This window comes from Amycolatopsis taiwanensis DSM 45107, assembly GCF_000519205.1.
Classification (GTDB): domain Bacteria; phylum Actinomycetota; class Actinomycetes; order Mycobacteriales; family Pseudonocardiaceae; genus Amycolatopsis_E; species Amycolatopsis_E taiwanensis.
In genome coordinates, this window is sequence record NZ_KI912598.1 from 87,651 (window position 1) to 106,681 (window position 19,031).

Annotated in this window: 13 protein-coding genes; 6 read left to right on the forward strand and 7 right to left on the reverse strand. The window is 69.9% G+C overall.

Annotated elements, in window-relative coordinates:
- Positions 1–306 precede the first annotated feature (306 nt).
- Genes A3CU_RS48320 through A3CU_RS48325 form a run of 4 tightly spaced genes read left to right on the forward strand, consistent with a single transcriptional unit; the run spans position 307 to position 4,710 of the window.
- Positions 307–1,605, forward strand: coding sequence for an MFS transporter (locus tag A3CU_RS48320; RefSeq protein WP_156960727.1), 1,299 nt, complete (start codon positions 307–309; stop codon positions 1,603–1,605).
- Entirely contained in the window at positions 1,602–2,882 is a 1,281-nt protein-coding gene (locus tag A3CU_RS0135225) for an aconitase X (protein WP_027946183.1), read from the forward strand. Before A3CU_RS48320 ends, A3CU_RS0135225 begins: the two co-directional genes overlap by 4 nt.
- Positions 2,879–3,313, forward strand: a complete 435-nt coding sequence (locus tag A3CU_RS0135230) for an aconitase X swivel domain-containing protein (RefSeq protein WP_027946184.1) — start codon at positions 2,879–2,881, stop codon at positions 3,311–3,313. Before A3CU_RS0135225 ends, A3CU_RS0135230 begins: the two co-directional genes overlap by 4 nt.
- A complete protein-coding gene (locus A3CU_RS48325; protein ID WP_052372718.1) occupies positions 3,313–4,710 on the forward strand; it encodes an MFS transporter in 1,398 nt (465 codons plus the stop codon). Before A3CU_RS0135230 ends, A3CU_RS48325 begins: the two co-directional genes overlap by 1 nt.
- A 110-nt stretch (positions 4,711–4,820) precedes the next feature.
- On the opposite strand, the gene dprE2 is transcribed toward A3CU_RS48325, so the two are convergent.
- The 4 genes from dprE2 to A3CU_RS0135255 all read right to left on the reverse strand — a co-directional run bounded on the left by dprE2 (position 4,821) and on the right by A3CU_RS0135255 (position 7,815).
- On the reverse strand, positions 4,821–5,570 hold the full coding sequence (gene dprE2, locus A3CU_RS0135240; RefSeq protein WP_027946185.1) for a decaprenylphospho-beta-D-erythro-pentofuranosid-2-ulose 2-reductase: 750 nt from the start codon (positions 5,568–5,570) through the stop codon (positions 4,821–4,823).
- A 259-nt stretch (positions 5,571–5,829) separates the two neighbouring features.
- Complete coding sequence (locus tag A3CU_RS0135245) at positions 5,830–6,624, reverse strand: ABC transporter permease (protein WP_027946186.1); 795 nt, start codon at positions 6,622–6,624, stop codon at positions 5,830–5,832.
- Positions 6,584–7,384, reverse strand: a complete 801-nt coding sequence (locus tag A3CU_RS0135250; protein WP_027946187.1) for an ABC transporter ATP-binding protein — start codon at positions 7,382–7,384, stop codon at positions 6,584–6,586. Before A3CU_RS0135250 ends, A3CU_RS0135245 begins: the two co-directional genes overlap by 41 nt.
- A complete protein-coding gene (locus A3CU_RS0135255) occupies positions 7,381–7,815 on the reverse strand; it encodes a MarR family winged helix-turn-helix transcriptional regulator (protein ID WP_027946188.1) in 435 nt (144 codons plus the stop codon). Before A3CU_RS0135255 ends, A3CU_RS0135250 begins: the two co-directional genes overlap by 4 nt.
- 242 nt (positions 7,816–8,057) lie before the next feature.
- Between A3CU_RS0135255 and A3CU_RS0135260 the strand changes: the two genes are divergently transcribed.
- A complete protein-coding gene (locus A3CU_RS0135260) occupies positions 8,058–9,578 on the forward strand; it encodes an AMP-binding protein (RefSeq protein ID WP_027946189.1) in 1,521 nt (506 codons plus the stop codon).
- A 436-nt stretch (positions 9,579–10,014) separates the two neighbouring features.
- Here the strand turns inward: A3CU_RS0135260 and A3CU_RS0135265 are convergent, their stop codons facing one another.
- The gene (locus A3CU_RS0135265; RefSeq protein ID WP_027946190.1) at positions 10,015–10,419 is read right to left on the reverse strand and encodes a hypothetical protein; all 405 of its coding nucleotides are present in this window, start codon (positions 10,417–10,419) and stop codon (positions 10,015–10,017) included.
- Between the two features lie 39 nt (positions 10,420–10,458).
- On the opposite strand from A3CU_RS0135265, the gene fxlM reads away from it, so the two are divergent.
- Entirely contained in the window at positions 10,459–11,769 is a 1,311-nt protein-coding gene (gene fxlM / locus A3CU_RS48330; RefSeq protein WP_169739733.1) for a methyltransferase, FxLD system, read from the forward strand.
- A 36-nt stretch (positions 11,770–11,805) separates the two neighbouring features.
- Here fxlM and A3CU_RS0135275 read toward each other — a convergent pair whose 3' ends face one another.
- Together A3CU_RS0135275 and A3CU_RS48335 are read right to left on the reverse strand one after the other, a co-directional pair.
- Complete coding sequence (locus A3CU_RS0135275) at positions 11,806–17,250, reverse strand: ATP-binding protein (protein WP_027946191.1); 5,445 nt, start codon at positions 17,248–17,250, stop codon at positions 11,806–11,808.
- A 220-nt stretch (positions 17,251–17,470) separates the two neighbouring features.
- Complete coding sequence (locus A3CU_RS48335) at positions 17,471–18,802, reverse strand: amidohydrolase family protein (protein ID WP_043843670.1); 1,332 nt, start codon at positions 18,800–18,802, stop codon at positions 17,471–17,473.
- Positions 18,803–19,031 lie beyond the last annotated feature (229 nt).

The following is a 19,031-nucleotide window of genomic DNA, read 5'->3' on the forward strand; positions in this document are numbered from 1 at the left end:
ACGACGGAAGCAGGTGACCACAAAGGAGGGAGTGAGGGCGATTCGAAACGTGAGATGAGCACGTTTGGTGACCCACCACAACGCTGTCTTGCGGGGGCTCCGCCCCCACACCCCCGACTGGGGGCAAGCCGCCAGACCGCTGTGTCTTGTGGGGGCTCCGCCCCCACGCCCCCGACTGGGGGCAAGCCCCCAGACCCCCTCACGTGGGCGGGGAGGCAGGCCGCCCCCGTGGTCAACCGGCAGCCGACGAGGAGAAGTCACGGCCTGTCTACCCGAACACGTTCCGGATAACACTGGGTGTGAGCCATGAACCGTTCGATTACCGGCGGAATATTCGGGATGTTCGTCGACACGTTCGACGTCTACCTTCCCGCGCTGGTCCTGCCGGCGGCGATGAGCTACTTCCTGCCGCCGTCGATGTCACCGTCCACTTCGGTCACCGTCAGCACCCTGCTGTTCTGCGCGAGCCTGCTCGGCCGCCCGATCGGCGGGCTGATCTTCGGCAACCTGGCCGACCGTCTCGGCCGCAAGCGCGTCACGCTGATCGCCGCCGGTGGGTTCACCGTCTGCACGTTGCTACTCGGCCTGCTGCCTGGCTACGCGACCTGGGGTTTCACCGTTGTCATCGGGTTCGCGCTGCTGCGGCTGGTGGCCGGCATCTTCCTCGGCGGTGGTTACGCGGCGCCGATCCCGCTGGCGCTGGAACATTCGCCGCGGGAGCGCCGTGGCCTGGTCGGCGGCCTGATCGCCGCCGCCGCGCCGGCCGCATTCGTGATCATCAGCCTGATCCAGGTCTTCGCGCTGCAGAAGCTGCCCAAGGCGAGCTTCCTGTCATGGGGCTGGCGGCTGCCGTTCTTCCTGGGCGTGGTGCTCGGCATCGTGTACTTCGTTCACTACCTGAAGGTGTCGGAAGGCAACCAGCACTACTGGGCCCAGCGGCGCGCGCAGGCGAAGATGCCGCTTCGCGAACTCCTGACCGGTGAGCACCGCAAGACCATCGGTCAGGTCTTCCTGCTGACTTCGGGCTACTGGTTCGCCGCCCAGATGCCGGTTTCCCTGATGCCGTCCTTGCTGACCGGGGAGCTTCACCAGGACGCCGAGAGCGTGACGGTGCTGAACGTGATCAACAGCTCGATCACCTTCTTCGTCATTCTGGCCTTTTCGGCGCTGGGGCAGCGGATCGGGCGCAAGAAGTTGTTGTTCGGCATATCGCTGACGGTCACCGTGGCGACGACAATTGCCTTCGGGTTGATGGTGGTTTTTGCCGAGCGGAACGCGACATTCGTCTTGGTCGCGATTTTCGGAATCATCGCGAACACGCTCGTCTCGGGCCCGCTCGGCGTGCTGATCACCTACCTCAACGAGCGGTTTCCGCTGCATATCCGGTCGACCGGGTACAGCGTGGGCTATACCTGCGGCCTGCTCCTGCCCGGCCTCTACAGTTTCTGGCTGCTCGGCCTCGGCAACATAATGCCCTACCGTTTCGCGCCGCTTGTGCTTATTGTTCTCGGTGGTGTTCTGATGACACTGGCCATGTCCCGCAGCCCGGAAACCAACGACATCGTCATGGCACGTCCCGATCCGGTGAGGGAGCTGCAGGTATGAAGCTGACCGACGACGAGAAGGGGATGCTCGACGGCGCTGAAGGACCCGCCGTCGCCGCCGCGATGGATCTGCTCGTGCGCTACGGCGAGGCACTGGACTGCGAGCACCTGTGCGACGTGCGGAACGTCGCCGGCACCATGACCCAGCCGTCGCCGGCGAAGTCGAAGCTGGTCGCCGAACACGGCTGGGACAAGGCGTTCGCGGTGATCAACCTGGACTCGGACGCCGACTTCGATGTCCCGCCGATGCGGGTGCCGACCTGCCAGCTCCAGCACGGCTTCAGCGACGACTCGGTCGGGATCGCGCCGTATCCCAAGCAGTACGTGGAATTGCAGGCGGACGCGGAGTCCTTCTACAGCCGCAAGGGGGTGAACATCCTCGCCACCTGCACGCCGTACCAGGTGGGGAACCTGCCGGTGCGCGGTGAGCACGTGGCGTGGATGGAGTCCTCCGCGGTGGTGTACGCGAACTCGATGCTCGGCGCCCGCACCAACTGCGAGGGCGGCGCGTCCACCGGCGCGGCCGGCCTGACCGGCAAGATTCCCTGCTGGGGCAACCACCTCGACGCCAACCGCCACGGCACCCACCTGATCGACGTCGATGTCGCGGTCGAGGACTTCCTGGACTGGGGATTGCTCGGCTACTTCGCCGGGGACCTGGTGCAGGAGGAACGCCCGGTCGTCGTGGGCGCGCTCGGGCAGCCGGAACTGGTGGACCTCAAGCATTTCGGCGCGGCGGCCGCGTCCTCCGGCGGGGTGGAGCTCTACCACATTCCGGGCGTGACACCCGAGGCTCCGACGGTCGAGGCCGCCTTCCGCTCGTCGAAGCTGCCCGAAGCCGTCCACTATGGACATCGCGAGCGGCGGGCCACCTACGAGAACCTCAACTCCCAGGGCAACCGCGCCGAGGTGGACTTCGTGCTGCTCGGTTGCCCACATGCCTCGATCGACCAGGTCTGGCGCGCGGCCCGGGCGCTGGAGGGCCGCAGGCTGAACTCCGGAACCCAGCTGTGGATCATGCTGCCGCGCGCGCTGAAGGTCGTCGCCGACCGCAGCGGCTACACCGAGACCATCGAGCGGGCCGGCGGCCGGGTACTGACCGATTCGTGTCCGGCGATGTCCCGCTCGGCGCCGGAAGGCACCAGGGTGTTCGCCACAGACTCGGCCAAGCAGGCCCACTACCTGCCGGCGATCCTCGGCATCGAGGCCTGGTTCGGCACCCTCGAGGACTGCGTCGACGCCGCGGTCACCGGCCGCTGGACGGGAGAACTGCGATGAGCGGGTCCGGAAAGGACGGAAGGCTGGTACTGCACGGCAGGAAGGTGGTGCCGGGCGTGGCCGAGGGTGAGGCGCTGGTCTCGCACGAGACCATTTCCGGCTGGGGAGGCATCGACCCGGTCAAGGGCATCATCATCGAGCGGCGCCACGAATTGTCCGGGGTGTCGTTCACCGGGAAGATCCTCGTCTTCCCCGGAGCGAAGGGGTCGTCGGGCTGGTCCGGCTTCTTCCAGAGCACGCGCTTGCTGGGCACCGCGCCGCTGGCCATGTTGTTCACGCACCTGACGACGAAGGCCGCGCTCGGCGCGGTCGTCACGCGCGTACCCAGCATGACCGGCTTCGACCGGGACCCGGTCGAGCTCATCCGGACGGGAGATTGGGTTCGCGTAGACGCCGACGCGGGCATTGTCGAGGTCAAAGGAGACCGGTAGTGACCACCACTGTTGACGTCCAGCCCATCATCGAACGACAACGGGCCGGCCGGTTCTGGATCAGCTTGTTCACCGTCTCGTGGGCCATCACCTTTCTGGACGGGTTCGACTTCCAGATCCTGTCCTTCGCCGGCCGGTACATCGAAAAGGATTTCCAGCTGACCGACACCCAGTTGGGCACGCTCGGCACGATCGGGCTGGTCGGCACGCTCCTGGGCGGGCTGGGCATGGGCTACGCCGGCGACCGGATCGGGCGCCGGCCCGCGATCATGGCCTCGATCGCCGGGTTCGGCATCTTCATGATCCTGTTCGTGTTCTCCCGGAACTACCCCGAACTCATCGCGTTGCGGTTCCTGTCCGGGGCCTTCCTCGGCGGCGTGCTGCCACTGACCTGGGCGCTCAACACCGAGTTCGCACCCGCGCGGTTCCGGTCCACCTCGGTGGTGATCATCATGGTCGGCTACAGCCTCGGCAGCGCGGCCGGCGGGCCGGTCTCGAACCTGCTGATCCCGCACTACGGCTGGCCATCGGTCTTCCTGGTCGGCGGCATCTGCTCGCTGCTGGTCCTCCTCCCGGTGATCTTCGTGCTGCCGGAGTCGGTGAAGTTCCTGGCGCAGAAGGACCTCAAGCACGACCGGATCGCGGAGATCCTGCGGCGGGTGGTGCCGGGCATGCGGTTCGAGCCGGGCACCCGGTTCATCTCCGGCGGGATCGTCGACAAGAAGCGCTTCACGCCCAAGCAACTCTTCCGCGACAAGCTGGCCCTCATCACGAGCGTCCTGTGGGTGGCCTACATGTGTTCGTCGGCGGTGGTGTTCTACCTGGCGTTCTGGGGCCCGATCCTCAACGAGCGGCTCGGCTTCACCACCGCCACGGCGGCGATCATCGCGGCGTGTTCGTCCGTGGCCGGCGCGGTCGGCCAGCTGCTGCTCGGCCGGTTCGTCGACAACCGCGGCGCCCGCACCATCGCGTTGATGCCACTGCTCGGCGTGCCGTGCCTGCTGGCCATCGGGCTCCTGTCGCTGGGCAAGGCGCCCTACATCGCGGTGTTGATGCTGGCGAACATCTTCATCATCGGCGGCCACGGCGGCATGCACAGCATCGCCGGCATCTTCTACCGCCCGGCCATCCGGGCCAACGGCGCCGCCTGGGCGACCTCCATCGCCAAGTTCGGCGCGATGCTCGGCCCGTGGCTGGCCGGTGTCCTGCTCGACGGCGGCTTCACCGCGCGGGGCACGTTCTACGTGTTCGCCTTGTTCCCGCTGCTGATGGCGGCGCTGCTGTTCGTTCTCGGGGCGGCCCAGCGCAAGCTGCCGGCGGACGCCGACGGCGCGCTGAGCAGTGTTTCAAAGGGCGCGCGATCGGATTTGGGTAGCCAGGCCGTGACTTCCGCATGATCCTTGCCTGCCCAGGTCGGCGGCCTGCCTCCCCAAATTCGAGACCCTTCGGCGCGCGCCCGTGGTCACCTGCGGCGGAAACACGGACTTGAAACGCACTCCAGCGCGAGTCATCGCGGCAGGCGGCGCCAAACAGCCCGAGGGAGCACGCGCATAACGGCGAACACCGGGCGCAGCACCGCCGGAACCCAGATCTCGCCGCGGCCACGACGCAGCGCCGCGACCGTGGCCGCGGCGACCCGGTCCGGAGTACTGGAGAACGGGGCCGGGCGCATGCCCTCGGTCATCCGGCCGATCACGAAGCCCGGCCGCACCAGCACCAGACGCACGCCGCTGCCGTGCAGGGCGTCGGCCAGCCCGCTGGCGAACCCGTCGAGCCCGGCCTTCGCCGAGCCGTAGACGTAGTTCGCGCGCCGCACCCGGACCCCGGCCACCGACGAGAACACCACGAGCTGTCCGTTTCCCTGTTCCCGCAGCAGGTTCGCCAGCTCGGTCAGCACGCTCACGTGCGCCACGTAGTCGGTGTGCACAATGGACAGTGCATGTGCGGTGTCGGTCTCGGCGCGCCGCTGGTCGCCGAGCACGCCGAAGGCGACTACGACGACGGAAACCGGCCCGTGCTGGGCGAAGATCTCGTCCAGCACACTCCGGTGCCGGGAGACGTCGTCCGCGTCGAACTCCACCCGGACCACATCGGTGGCGCCCGCCTGGCGCAGGGTTCGCTCCGGCGGTTCGAGGTCGCTGCCTGGCCGGGCGGCCAGCACCACCTTGCGGGCACCGTCGGGCGCTTCCACCAGCCGCCGCGCGACCGCGAGGCCGATTTCGCTGCGACCGCCGAGCACGAGAACCGTTCCACTCACGCTTGTTCCTTCGCGAGTTTGCGCGCGACCGCGATCGTGTCGACGGGGCGCTCCATCCGAGAGCGCGACACGTCCTCGACACGGGCGCCCCGCCGCCGCGATAAGGGGGTCTGGGGGCTTGCCCCCAGTCGGGGGTGTGGGGGCGGAGCCCCTACAAGACGCGGGACCTGACGGGGGCGCGCGTGCTGGTCACCTCGACAGCCGCGACTTGATACAGGATTGCTCACGACAGAGCAGTCTGCCCGATCGGCGTGTGCGATCAGCGGGCGAGGCGGCCGAGCAGTGCCGACGCGGCGCCGATCGCCACCACGGCCGACAGGACGAGCACCCCGAAGTCGGCCAGCAGGTGCGCCGGCGCGCCGATCAGCAGCCCACGCAGGGCGTCGACCTCGTAACTGAGCGGGTTGACCCGGCTGAACACCTGGAGCCACGGCGGCATCACGTCCACCGGGTAGAGCGCGTTGGAACCGAAGAACAGCGGCATGGTGATCGCCTGCCCGATTCCCATCAGGCGCTCGCGCGACATCACCAGGCCCGCGATCACGATCGAGAGGCAGCAGAAGAACGCGGAGCCGAGCACGAGCACCACGGCCATTCCCAGCAGCTTCAACGGGTTCGCGGTCAACGCCACGCCCAGCAGCGCCGCGAGGATCAGGATCATCACGGCCTGAACCAGGGCACGGATGCCGGCCGCGAACGCCTTCGACGCGATCAGCGCGGTCCGCGGGGTCGGCGTCACCAGCAGCTTCGCCAGCACGCCGGCGTCACGCTCCCAAATGATCAGGACCCCGTAGAAGATCGAGATGAACAACGCCGACTGCGCCAGGATGCCCGGCGCCAGGAAGTCCAGGTAGGGCACCGAACCGGTGGGGATCACGCGCAGGCGGGTGAACGTCTGACCGAAGATCAGCAGCCACAACGCGGGCTGGATCGCGCGGGCGATCAGCTCCGAGCGGTCCCGGCGGATCTTCTGCAGCTCCACCAGGCACATCGCGCCCACCCGGGCGGGAAACCTAACCCAGGCGGCGGGCTGTTCGGCGAGTTGCACGGACATTGCGCATACCTCCTGAAGCCTCTTCCAACTCCTCACCGGTCATCGCGCGGAACACGTCGTCCAATGTGGACCCCGGCCCCAGCCGGGTCTGGAGCTCGGTGGGGGTCCCGCGCGCGCGGATCCGGCCGCGGTGCATGAGCGCGATCCGTTCGCAGTACTGCTCGGCTTCGTCCATGTAATGGGTCGTGACCAGCACCGTCATGCCGGTTTCCGCACGGACCGCCTGGATCCGCTCCCACACGTTCGACCGTGCGACCGGGTCGAGGCCGATCGTCGGCTCGTCCAGAATCAGCAGCCGGGGCGAGCTGACCAGGGCCTGCGCGAGTTCGAGCCGCCGGATCATGCCGCCCGAGTAGCCGGACGCCGGGCGGCCGGCGTCGCCGAGCAGGCCGACCGCGTCGAGCGCGGCGTCCACCTGCTCGGCGCGGCGTTTTCGCGGCACGTCGAACAGCCGGGCGAACAGGGCCACGTTCTCCCGGCCGGTGAGCGACGAGTCCGCCGAAAGCTGTTGCGGGACATAGCCGATCAACCGGCGAACGGCCATCTTCCGGCGGGTGACATTCAGCCCGAACACCTCGACGGTGCCGGTTTTGACCGGAAGCAGCGTGGTGATCATCCGGATGGTGGTGGTCTTTCCGGCGCCGTTCGGGCCGAGCAGGCCGAACACCGTGCCGACCGCGATGTCCAGGTCCACGTCGTCGACCGCGAGGTGTTCGCCGAAGGAATGCCGGATCCCGATGCAGCGCACCGCGGGTGTCATAGGGCCTCCAATAGCTTGCCGAGCGCCGGAAGCGCCGCTTCGATCGCGTCGAGGTCGTCCGCTGACAGGGTTTCCAGTGCACCCGCCACGAATTCGGTTCTCGTCCGGCGCCAGGTCGCCAGCCGTTCCTCCGCCGCGCGGGTCAGCTCCAGCCGGACCGCTCGCCGGTCGGCCGGATCGATCCTGCGCTGCAGCATCCCGTCTTCGACGAGCTGGTTGACCAGGGTGCTCACCGAGTTGCCGGCCAGGTGCAGCGAGCGGGCGGCCGCCGCCACGCCGATGCCCGGCTGCTGTTCGACCGTGCGGAGCAACTCGGCCTGCGCGCCGCGCAGGGGTTCGCCGGGCAACCGCGTCCGGACGTGGCTGCGAACGGCCCGGCGCAGGCTCGTGATTCGCGTCATCAGGTTCTCGGCCAGCTGCGTGGTGGCCATCCCACCAAGCTAGCTCCTATTCAGAGCTATTAGCAACGCTCAGCGCATGTCCGGAACCCGCCCATCCGACCTCGCTCCGCCGAGCCCTGCCGCCAAGTCTCCTGCCTTTCTCCGGCGGGTTCGAGCACTCATCTTGACCAGGCAGCCGAGGGTTCCGCCAAAGGCTCCCTTCCGGCTGGCGAGAGTGGGTCTTGCTTCGGGGCCGGGGACGGACCACCCTTGGCGTCCCGGAAGGGATTCGAATGGACGAAAACCTGGCGACCTTGTTCGAAGCGGAAGCCGACCGGGCTCCAGACCGCACCGCGATCATTCACGGGGCCATCCGGCGGAGCTGGCGCGACCTCGACGACCGCGCCGCCCGGCTCGCGGCGCTGTTCTCCTCCTGCGGCATCGGGGAAGGCTCGCGCGTCGGCATCGCGCTGTACAACGGGCCGGAATACCTGGAAACCCTGTTCGCGATCATGAAGGTGCGCGCGATGCCGGTGAACGTGAACTACCGGTACCGCGAAGGCGAACTGTTCGACCTGCTCTCCGACGCCGGGGCCGAGGCGCTGGTGTTCGACGTCTCGCTGGAGGACCGGGTCACCGCCGTGGCCGATCGCCTGCCGGCCCTGAAGACGTTGGTGCGTCTGGGATCCAGCCCCGGTGCCGCGCTGGACTACGAGCGGGCGATCGAAGAGAACCCGCCCATGCCGCGGATCAAGCGGTCGGGCTCCGACTCGTGGCTGATGTTCACCGGCGGCACGACGGGACGGCCGAAAGGGGTCGTGTCGACGCACCGGTGGCTGTTCTCCGTGGTCGACAACAACGCGCGACAGATGTCCGGGGCCGTGACGCTGGTCGCGCCGCCGTTGATGCACGGGACGGGGATGTACCTGAGCCTCGGCTGCCTGCTCGGCGGTGGCACGGTCGCCTACCTGCGTTCACACTCCTACGATCCGGACGAGCTGGCGGCCGAGATCGAGCGGCTGCGCGTGACCGTCCTGGTCGTGGTGGGCGACGTGTTCACCGTGCCGCTGGCCGACGCGCTGGACCGTCGTTCATACGACCTGAGCAGCCTCAAACGCATGGTCAGCGTCGGCGTGACCTGGAGCGCGGAGGTGAAGGCGCGGCTGCTCGAACACTGCGACGCCGCGTTGGAGGACAGCGTCGCCGCGTCCGAGGGCGGTCCGTTCGCGAAATCGGTCACCACGCGCGGCCGGAAGTCGGTCACCTCCCGGTTCGAACTGCTGCCCGGGTGCCGGGTGATCAACGACGAGGGCCGCGACGTCGTGCCCGGCTCGGGCGAGGTCGGCCGGCTCGCCGCACCTGCCCAGGAGGGGACGCGCTATCTCGACGATCCGGAGCACAGCGCACAGACGTTCCGGATGGTCGGCGGCACGCGGTACGTGGTCCCCGGCGACCTGGCGACCCTGGCCGAGGACGGGTCGGTCATCCTGCTCGGCCGGGACAGCCGTGTGATCAACACCGGCGGGGAGAAGGTGTTCGCCGAGGAGGTCGAGCAGGTCATCGCCCGGCACCCGGCGGTCGAGGACGTCAACGTCGTCGGCGTGCCGGACAAGCGGTGGGGCCACCGCATCGTCGCCGTCGTCGCCCGGCGTCCCGGTACGGAACTGCACGCGCAGACGGTCATCGACCACGTCGGCGCCGTGCTGGCCGGGTACAAGCGGCCGCGGGAAGTTGTCTTCGTACCCCAGATCCGGCGGAGTCCGAGCGGGAAGATCGACCTCCGCTGGCTCCGCCAAGCCGCCGAACACCCCTGACCCCAAAACCCACACCCCGGAACCGACACCCCGACCCCAGAACCCGGAACTCAGGCGCCGGAGCCCAGAACTCACACCCCTGAACCCGGAACTCAGGCGCCGGAGCCCAGAACTCGCTCCCCTGAACCCGGAACTCAGGCGCCGGAGCCGGGGACACAGGTCGTGCCGACACTCCAGGCCGGCGTGTCCCCGCTTCAGGCACGCGAGTTCCGGGTTGGGGCACGTGAGTTCCGGGTTCAGGCACGCGAGTTCCGGCTTCAGGCTGGCGTGTCCCCGCTTCGGGCACGCGTGTCCCCGGTTTGGGCACGCGAGTTCTGGGTTCAGGTCGGTGTGTCCCCGGTTGGGGCGTGCGAGTTCCGGGTTCGGGCGCGTGTGCCCCCGGTTCAAGACGTGTGTCCCCGGTTGGAGCACGTGAGTTCCGGGTTCTGGTGCCCCGTCACCCGAGGACGTGATCGCCCGCGCTGGTCGTGTCCCCGGCGTCGGCGAACCTCGTGAAGGTGAACTCCACGTGGCCGGCCGTGTCCGCGCCGGCGGAGTCCCCGACCCGCGCGGTGACCACCCCCGCCGGGTCGCTGTCGTGCAGGCGGGCCAGCAACTGCGCGAACGCTTCGAGCGCACCGACGGGTTCGGCTCGGGTTTGGATCAGGGTCCGGTGCAGCGCGCTGATGTTCAGCCCCTCCCCGGTGCCACTGCCGATCGATACGGCCAGCGTCGCGTCGACCAGCCAGTGTGCGGTCTTGCCGGAAAGCGCGGGTGCCGGATGCGCGGACAGCTCGATGATCCGGTCAGCGCGAATGAGCCCGTCGGTGAACGTGCGTACCCAGACCTTGGCCAGTCCCATCTCTTTCCCCTTCTCACCTTGTCATGCTTCGATTATCGGGTGTCAACCAGTTCGGCGGCGCTGCGAAAGGAACTCGTCCGGCGGTTGAGGGACGGCGTGGGCATGGTCGACGAGCGGGTGCTCGGCGCGTTCGAGACCGTGCCGCGGCATCTGTTCCTGCCCGAGATCGCCGCGGAGACGGCGTATCAGGACGAGGCGATCGTGACCAAGCGCGACGTCGATGGCCAGGCCATCAGTTCCTCGTCCCAGCCCGCGATGATGGCCCTGATGCTGGACCAGCTCGGCCTGGCGCCCGGGCACCGCGTCCTGGAGATCGGCGCGGGCACCGGCTACAACGCGGCGCTGATGTACGAGCTGGTTTCGCCCGGCGGCGAGGTGGTGAGCGTCGACATCGACGCGGACCTCGTCGCGGGCGCGCGGGAGAACCTGGCAAGTGCCGGATGTCGTGGCGTCGACGTGGTCTGCGCGGACGGCGTGGCCGGCCATCCCGAACGTGCCCCGTACGACCGGATCATCGCCACGGTCGGCGTGTGGGACCTCGCGCCCGCCTGGCTGGACCAGCTCGCACCGGGCGGCCGCCTCGTGGCCCCGCTGGATCTCGGCGGGCCCCAGCGATCGGTGGCGTTCGACGCCGTGGACGGCTACTGGGCGGGCCGGTCCGCCCTGCCCTGCGGGTTCATGCGGCTGCGCGGCGCGTTCGCCGGTCCCGAGCGAACCGACGTGCTGGACTGCGAAACCGGGCTGACCATCACGTTGCCACGCGGCGGAAGCCTCGACCGGCAGGCCGTCCTGGCCGCGTTCACCGAGCCGCCGGTGCGCCGGGACAGCGAGGTGACCGTCGATTCGCGCGAGGTGTTCGGTGGGCTCGGCCTGTGGCTCGCGATCCGCGGATCGGGCTGGTGCACGCTGTCCGAGTCGGCCACCGCGCGCCGGTCGCACCTTTCCGAGCTGTCGCTGAGTATCGGGGAACGGTGGTTGACGGCCGGGTTCTCCGCCACGGACAGCCTGGCCCTGCTCGGCCGGCAGGACACGCTCACCGCGCTCGGTTACGGGCCGCGCGGCGCGGAGCTGGCTACCGCGCTGGCCGGGGAGATCCGGGCCTGGGACGCGGCAGGCCGGCCGGGCGGTGCCGGCCTGCGCGTGGACGCCTTCCCAGCGTCCACATCGGACAGTGTGATTGCGGCGCACTCTCTTGTGCGGCGGCGCAGAAGCAGGCGGCGGCCGGGGCCCGACCCGGCACGACCGGACGGGCAACTCGGCGAATCTTCGCCGATCAGGCCCTCCGGTGAACTGGCCGACCGGTACGTCCTCGACAAGACCCACACGCGCCTGGTCCTGTCCTTCACCTGAACGTGGGGGCCGCCGGTCCGGCGGCCCCCACCTGGGTCAGCGGGACAGGTGCCGGTCGATCTCGGCGATGATCCGCGGGCGAAGCTCCTCCGGGCGGATGATCGCGTCGACCGAGCCGACGCGCACGGCGCGCTGGATGCTGTGCACGGCGTCGAACTCGCCGGCCACCTCGCCGAGCTTCTCCGCCCGCACCGCGGCCCGGACCTCCGCGAGCTCCGTGGCCAGCGCGGCGCGTTCGGCACCGCTCGCCTTGGCAAGGCGGGCCTGGAGGTCGACCACGCGCGGATCGTTCGCGGTGCGCGTGTTGACGTCGCCGGAGAACACCACGGCTGCCGCGGGCGCGCCGCCGATGACCGACGCGAACGAGCCGTCCACCGCCAGCACCGTCATGTTCGGGTTGAGCGCCTTGGAGAACACCACGAAAGCGCCGCCGTGGTACCGCGAGATCACGCAGAACACGATGGGGCCGCGGAAGTTCACGATCGCCCGTCCGATTTCCGCGCCGTACTCCAGTTGCAGACTACGCATGGATTCCGGCGAGCCGTCGAAGCCGGACAGGTTGGCCAGCACCACCAGCGGGCGGTTCCCGCTCGCCGCGTTGATCGCCCTCGCCGTCTTCTTCGACGAACGCGGGAACAGGGTGCCCGCGGTGTAGGTGTCCGGCCCGTCGGTGGGCGGGAAGCCGCGCCGGGGCACCGAGCGGGACTCGATGCCGATCAGGCACACCGGCCAGCCGCCCAGATGCACGTCCTGGACCACGGAGGTCTCCGCGTCGGCCATGCCCGCCCAGCGCTCCAGGACCGGGTGGTCGGCGTCGGCGACCGCGCGCATCAGCGTGCGGATGTCGAATGCCTTCTTGCGATCCGGGTTGGTCTCCCGCGAGAAGATGTCGCCCACCGTGGTGAAGTCGCTGTCCGGTATGGCATGCGGGAAGCCGGAGATGTCGCGGCCGAACGGGTCGGTGGTCGTCGCCCGCCGCGGTCCGGGCTCGCCGGGCGCGATGTAGGTGTGGTCGTAGTGCGCCATCAGCACGTTGCGGGCCGCGTGCAGGTCCGGCGCCCAGTACTGCGCCTGGCCGTTGGGGCCCATCACCCGGTCGTACCCGCCGATGCCGAAGTTGTCCTCGGCCGACACGCCACCGGAGAAGTCCAGCGACTGCTTGCCGGTCAGCACCATCGCCGAGTCCGGCGTCATCACCAGGATTCCCTTGGTGTGCATGAGCATTGTGGCCTCGGCGTTCCAGTACGGCTGGGCGCCGACGTTGATCCCGGCCACCACGACGTTGATCTCGCCGCCGTCCTGGGTGAACCGCACGATCCGCTTGAGCGCGGCCGCCACCCAGTCCATGTTCTCGGTGCCGGAGTCCATGGAGATCCGTGCGCCCGAAGACAGCGCGAACCATTCCAGCGGCAGGCGCATCCGATCGGCCAGGTCGAGCGCGGCGATCACCCGCGAGCACTCCGCCTCGGACAGCGCGCCGAGCGACTTGGTCGGGTCGCCGAGCAGCACGACCCGCGTGACGCCTTCGGGATAGCGCTCGGTCGGGGTGCTCACCACCCCCGCGACGATGGCCGCCTTGTTGTGCCCCTTCGGCCGCTCGACGGGGACGAGCACGCCGGTGTCGTCGAGGTCGTGTTCGACGAAGCCGCCACGGGGCCCGGCCAGCATGTCGATCAGTTCGTAGGGGTAGGTGGTGCCGCGTCGCCGCGCGCGCAGCACCTTCTGCCGGTAGTCGTCCAGCGGCTGGATCAATTCGGTGCTCGGCTCGCCCACGGACAGCTGAAGGCCGTTGTCGTAGGAAATCCGCACGGCGATGTCGTCCAGCTCGCCGGTCGCGCTGTCCCGGCGTCGTCCGAGGAACTGAACCTCCTCGATGCCGGCGCCGGCCGTCGTCGGCGCCACGCGCCGAGCCAGGCCGTTGAGGTCGTCCATGGTCAGCTCGCTCGGCGGCCACACGTAGATGAAGATCCGGTTGGTGTCGAACCGTTTCTTCGCCGGGCGCTGCGCCTGGACCTTGCGGATCGCGTCGAGGCACGCTTCCAGCGAGCCCTCGAGCGCGGGCAGCGCGATGATCCGGCCCTCGTTGTCCCGCAGTGGGGTCAGGTCGCGCACCTGGGCCATCGCGACGAGCCGCTCGTCGGACGGGTTGTTCGGCGCGACGCACTTGAAAAGGTGGACCTCCTCGTCCGCCGAAGGCAGCCGGGTGCGGTCGAAGTCACGCAGCCGATGCAACTGCAGGCGTTCCGCGATCAGCGGGTGCAGGCCGCGGATGAGCCGGTCCTCGCCGCTTTCCGGGTGGAACGTGAAGTGGTGGTGCATGACCGCGCCGGGCGGCCCGGCCACCGTCATGGTCACGCGCGCGGCCGGCGGCTTGGCGGCGTCGAGCACGCCTTGCAGCGCCTCGGCCATCGCGTCGACGTCCGGCTGGTCGTGCCAGGTCAGGTAGATGTCGGCGACGAAGCCCGGCGAGCCGGCCAGCTCCGCGACGACGCGCAGGGTTTCGGGCAGCTCGGCGAAGTCCGTCGCCGCGGCCACCAACCGGAACGCCCCGGCGCCACGGTCGTACTCGGCGGTGAAGAACGAGCGCCCGTCGACCTGGTGGCAGCGCGCGCCTGCACAGCGGTTGCCGTAGTAGCGGCGGCTGAGCACTTCCAGCATGGGACCATGGTCCCCGCCCGGCCGCCGCATCCGCTGGCCGAGCAGGCGGACCAGCGGTTCGGGCGAGCCGACCATCTTCGCGATGCGGTCGGCGCGGTCGGGCGTGCCGGGATGCCGGTCGAGGTAGCTCAGGTGGTTGCGGACGCCCGCGTACACCTCGGCGCGCTTGCGGCGCAGCATCGGCTGCGCGGCCCAGCGGAACACGACGCTGCGGGCGAGATCGCCGACCACCGGGAAACGGAGCTGGGTGGCCAGGATCAGGTGCTCCAGCATCTGGCCGACCACCTCGCGCAGGCCGTAGCCGGGCGGCGGCTCGGTGAGCCACCGCTGGAGCAGGGTCGTGGCGATCACGACGTCGGAGGAGGCTCGCAGCTGCGCGAGGAAGATCCGGAAGACCGCCTCTTCCAGGGCCGGCGTGCGCTCGAAGTCTTCGACGCCGTAATGGCCGAGCACGCGGGCCAGCCGGTTGGAGAAGGTCTCGGACAGCCCGGCCCGCTCGACATCGAGGCTTTGCAGGTAGGCGTGGAAATACTCGCGCGGGCTGTGTACGCGGGTGTCCGCCTTGTGCTCCTCGCCGACCGGTTTGTTACGGCTCAGCTCACACAGGTCGGCGAACACGCCCAGCAGCTCGACCTCCTCCTCGAGCGGGCGGTGCGCCAGCTCGGCCCGCGCGGCGAGGTAACCCGACAGCACCCGGCGCTCGTCGTGGGGGTCGACGTCGTAGCCGAGCAGGAGGCTGCGCAGGTCGGCGATGCCGCGGGCGACCCGCGCCTCGGCCGACAGGCTCGGCTCCGGCGGGAGTTCGAGATCGGCGCCGGAGGAGGCCGGGCCGGCGGTGGCCTCCCCGGCACCTTCGCCGAGTGGTTCCAGTCGCAGCAGCGGCGCCCCCGTCTCGACCTGGCTGCCCACCGAGACCAGGCATTCGCGGAGCCGTGCCGGGAAGGGCGCGCGCAGCACCGTCTCCATCTTCATGCTTTCCAGCACCAGCACGGGTGCGCCGGCCTCGACTTCCGCACCGGGTTCAGCCGGGGTCGCGACCACCAGCGCCGGGGCGGGGGAGCGCACCACGCCGCCCTCGTCGCGGCTCACCCGGTGGGTCACCCCGTCCACCTCGACCAGGTGGATCGGCCCGTGGGTCGCGGTGACCAGCCGGAACCGGTTGCCGTTCACGGCGATCCGGCCGGTGTGGTCGTCGAACCGCTCGATCTCGGCGTCCACGGTCGGGGCGTCGCCGATGCCCACCCGGAACCGGCGCGGCCCGACCTGCGCGACCGTCACGCGGTGACCGGCACCCCGCAGCTTGAGGTCGATGGTGCGGGCCCCGTCGTGCTGGACCTGCGGCCGCCCGCCGTGCGCGGTGGACAGCAGGTGCTGGCGTTCGACGAGTTCCTCGTCCTGGTACGCCTCGATCGCGGCGGCGGCGAGCGCGATGCCGGAGTTCTTGCTGGCCACCAGACGGCCGTCGGCGCGCACCCGGTCGATCCAGCCGGTGTCGGCGCTGGCGTCGATCACCTCGGGCTGGTCGAGCAGGTCGAGCACGAAGCTCTTGTTGGTGGCGCCACCCTCGATGATCACAGTCGTCTCGGCGATTGCTCGGCGCAGGCGGCCCAGTGCCTCGTCGCGGGTGCGGCCGTAGGCGATGATCTTGGCGATCATCGAGTCGAAGTCGGCCGGAATCGTGTCGCCTTCGCCGACCCCGGTGTCCACCCGGATGCCCGGGCCGCTGGGCAGGTCGAGCCGGACGATCCGGCCGGGCGCCGGCGCGAAGTCGCGATCGGGGTCCTCGGCGTTGAGCCGCGCCTCGATCGCGTGGCCGGCTTCGGCCGGCGCGGCGCCGCTCAACCGGCCGCCGGATGCCACCTGAAGTTGCGCCTTGACCAGGTCGAAGTCCGTGGTCGCCTCGGTGATCGGGTGCTCGACCTGCAGGCGCGTGTTGACCTCCAGGAAGGCGAACATCCGCTCGCCGGGGTGGTAGAGGAACTCGACGGTGCCCGCGCCTCGGTAGCCCACGGCCAGCGCGAGACGTTCCGCCGCGGCCTTGAGCTCGGCCGCCTGCTCGGCGGCCAGGACCGGGGAGGAGGACTCCTCGATGATCTTCTGGTTGCGGCGCTGCACCGAGCAGTCGCGCACGCCCAGCGCCCAGGCGGTGCCCTGCCCGTCGGCGATCACCTGCACCTCGACGTGCCGGGCCCCCGTGACCAGGCGTTCCAGGAACACGACGCCGCTGCCGAAGGCACGTTCGGCTTCGAGGCTGGTCCGCTCGTAGGCGTCGGTGAGCTCGGAGGCGTCGCGGACCACGCGGATGCCGCGCCCGCCGCCACCCGCGGTGGCCTTGAGCATGAGCGGGTAGCCGATCCGCTCGGCGGCGGCCAGCGCCGCGTCGAGGCTCTCGACGGGACCACGGCTCCACGGCGCCACCGGCACGCCGACCTCCTCGGCGATCAGCTTCGCGCCGATCTTGTCGCCGAGCTTGCGCATGGCCTCGGCGCTGGGACCGATGAAGGTGACTCCGATCTTCTCGCAGAGTTCGGCGAAGGCCGGGTCTTCGGCGACGAATCCCCAGCCCACCCAGGCCGCGTCCGCCCCGGTCTCCAGCAGCGCGCGTTCCAGGACGGCGTGGTCCAGGTACGGGCGGGCGGAGGCGGGCCCCAAGCAGTAGCCGTGGTCGGCTTCCCGGACGAAGGTCGCCGTTCGCTCGGCCTCCGTGTAGAGCGCGATGGTCTCGACAGGCGAAGCCCCGGTCTCGGCGTTGAGCTCGCGGACGGCGTGGATCAGCCGCATGGCGGCCTCTCCGCGGTTGACTATGGCGATGCGGCTGAACACCGACTAAGCCTCCAAACAACAACGGACACAGCAGGGCATGGCGCCCCTCGACGTAGGGGCGCCAACTCCTAACCTTGTCCACTACTGCCCGGTACGGAAACGGCGGGACTCGCCACCTGCCGCGGCCGAAAATTGTGGGGTCTCGCTAACCGGCGATTTGTCGACACGGCTCGCGGTCACTCTGGACGGGGTCCCGCGCCCCCGGTCTCGACCTTCGTTCTCACCGCGGCCTCGCGACGGATGTGGTCAGGGCGGTTTGCCGGTCCACGACGGTTCTGCTCACCAACCGTCCGTTGTGGACGACGATGCGGGCGTCGCCGGGACCGGCCAGCGCGTCGGTGAGCGAATCCGCCCGCACCGCTACGAAGTTCGCGCACGCGCCGACGGCAGGCCCGCCCTGCGGCAGGCCCAGCGCGGTCCGTCCGCCGTCGGTGACCGTGGCCAGCGCCGACGCCGCGTCCAGGTGCCCGGCGGTGATCAGCAGGGACGCCGTCTCGAACGGGTCCGCGCGGCCCATCGGGTTGAACGGGTCGCGCAGGTTGTCGCCGCCGGCCGCCACGTCGACCCCGGCGTCCAGCAGAGCCCGCAACGCGGGAAGGCCGCGGGGCCGGAACCGGGCGTGCTCGCGGCCCTGCAGGTAGAGGTTGGTGATCGGCAGGCTCACGATGCCGATTCCGGCCGCCCGAACCTCGGCGATGACATCGGCGAGCTGTTCGGGTTCGAGCGAGCCCAGGCTGACGCAGTGGCTCGCGATCACCCGTTGCCGCAGGCCGCGGGCGCGAACCTGGCGGCACAGCTCCCGGATGGACAGCACATCGGTGCCGAGTTGCTCGTCGGTGTGCAGGTCGACCGGGAGGCCGAAGCGTTCGGCGAGATCGAGCAGGCAGGTCGTCTCCGCGACCGGATCCGCGCACAGGTGCGGGCATCCGCCGAGCACGTCCACCCCGAGCGCGATCGCGCCGGCGATGAGTGGTTCCGGGGTGCCTTCGGGGATGAGCACCGCGACCTGCACGTCCATCAGCTCGCGGACCTCGTCCCGGAGCCGGGTCATCGCTTCGATGCCGCGCAACGGCTCCGGGCCGGGCAGGATGTCGGCGTGCGTGCGGACCGTCGTGCAGCCGTTGGCCAGGTAAGCGCTGAGGGCGCGCCGGGCCCGGCGGTAGACGTCCTCGCCGGTCACCGTCTCCGCGTAGGCACACCAGCTCGCGATGGCGGCACGCAGGTCGCCGTAGGTCTGCTCGCACCCTCGCCAGCTGAACGCCTTGTCCAGGTGGGCGTGCGGCTCGGTGGTGGCGCTGAGCAGCAGCCACCCGGGCAGCGAAAGGTCTCCGTCCCCACCCGCCTCCCCGGCCGCGCCCGCGGGATCCACGCCCGCGCTCGCCGGGCCCACAGGTGCGGTAGCAGGGCCCACAGGTGCGTCGGTCGGGTCCACGGATGCGGTAGCCGGGTCCACGGCTGTCACGATGCCGTTCTCCACCGTGACGTCCGCGACCGTGCCATCCACAAGGGACACTCCGGTGATCCGGTGTACCGGTTGCCCGACCCGTGTCATGTCAAGGCACGTTACGCCCGGCGTGTCCCCGTTTCCGTCACGCGTGTCCCCGCCCCAGGACGCCGTGTCCCCGCTTCAGGCGCCGGAGTTCCCGCTTTAGGCGCCCGAGTTCCCGCTTCAGGCGCCTGAGTTCGCGGTTCAAGACGCGTGTGTCCCCGCTTCAGGCGTATGAGTTCCCGGTTCGGGTGCCCGAGTTCCCCGTTCGGAGCGGTGAGTTCCGGCTTTGGCG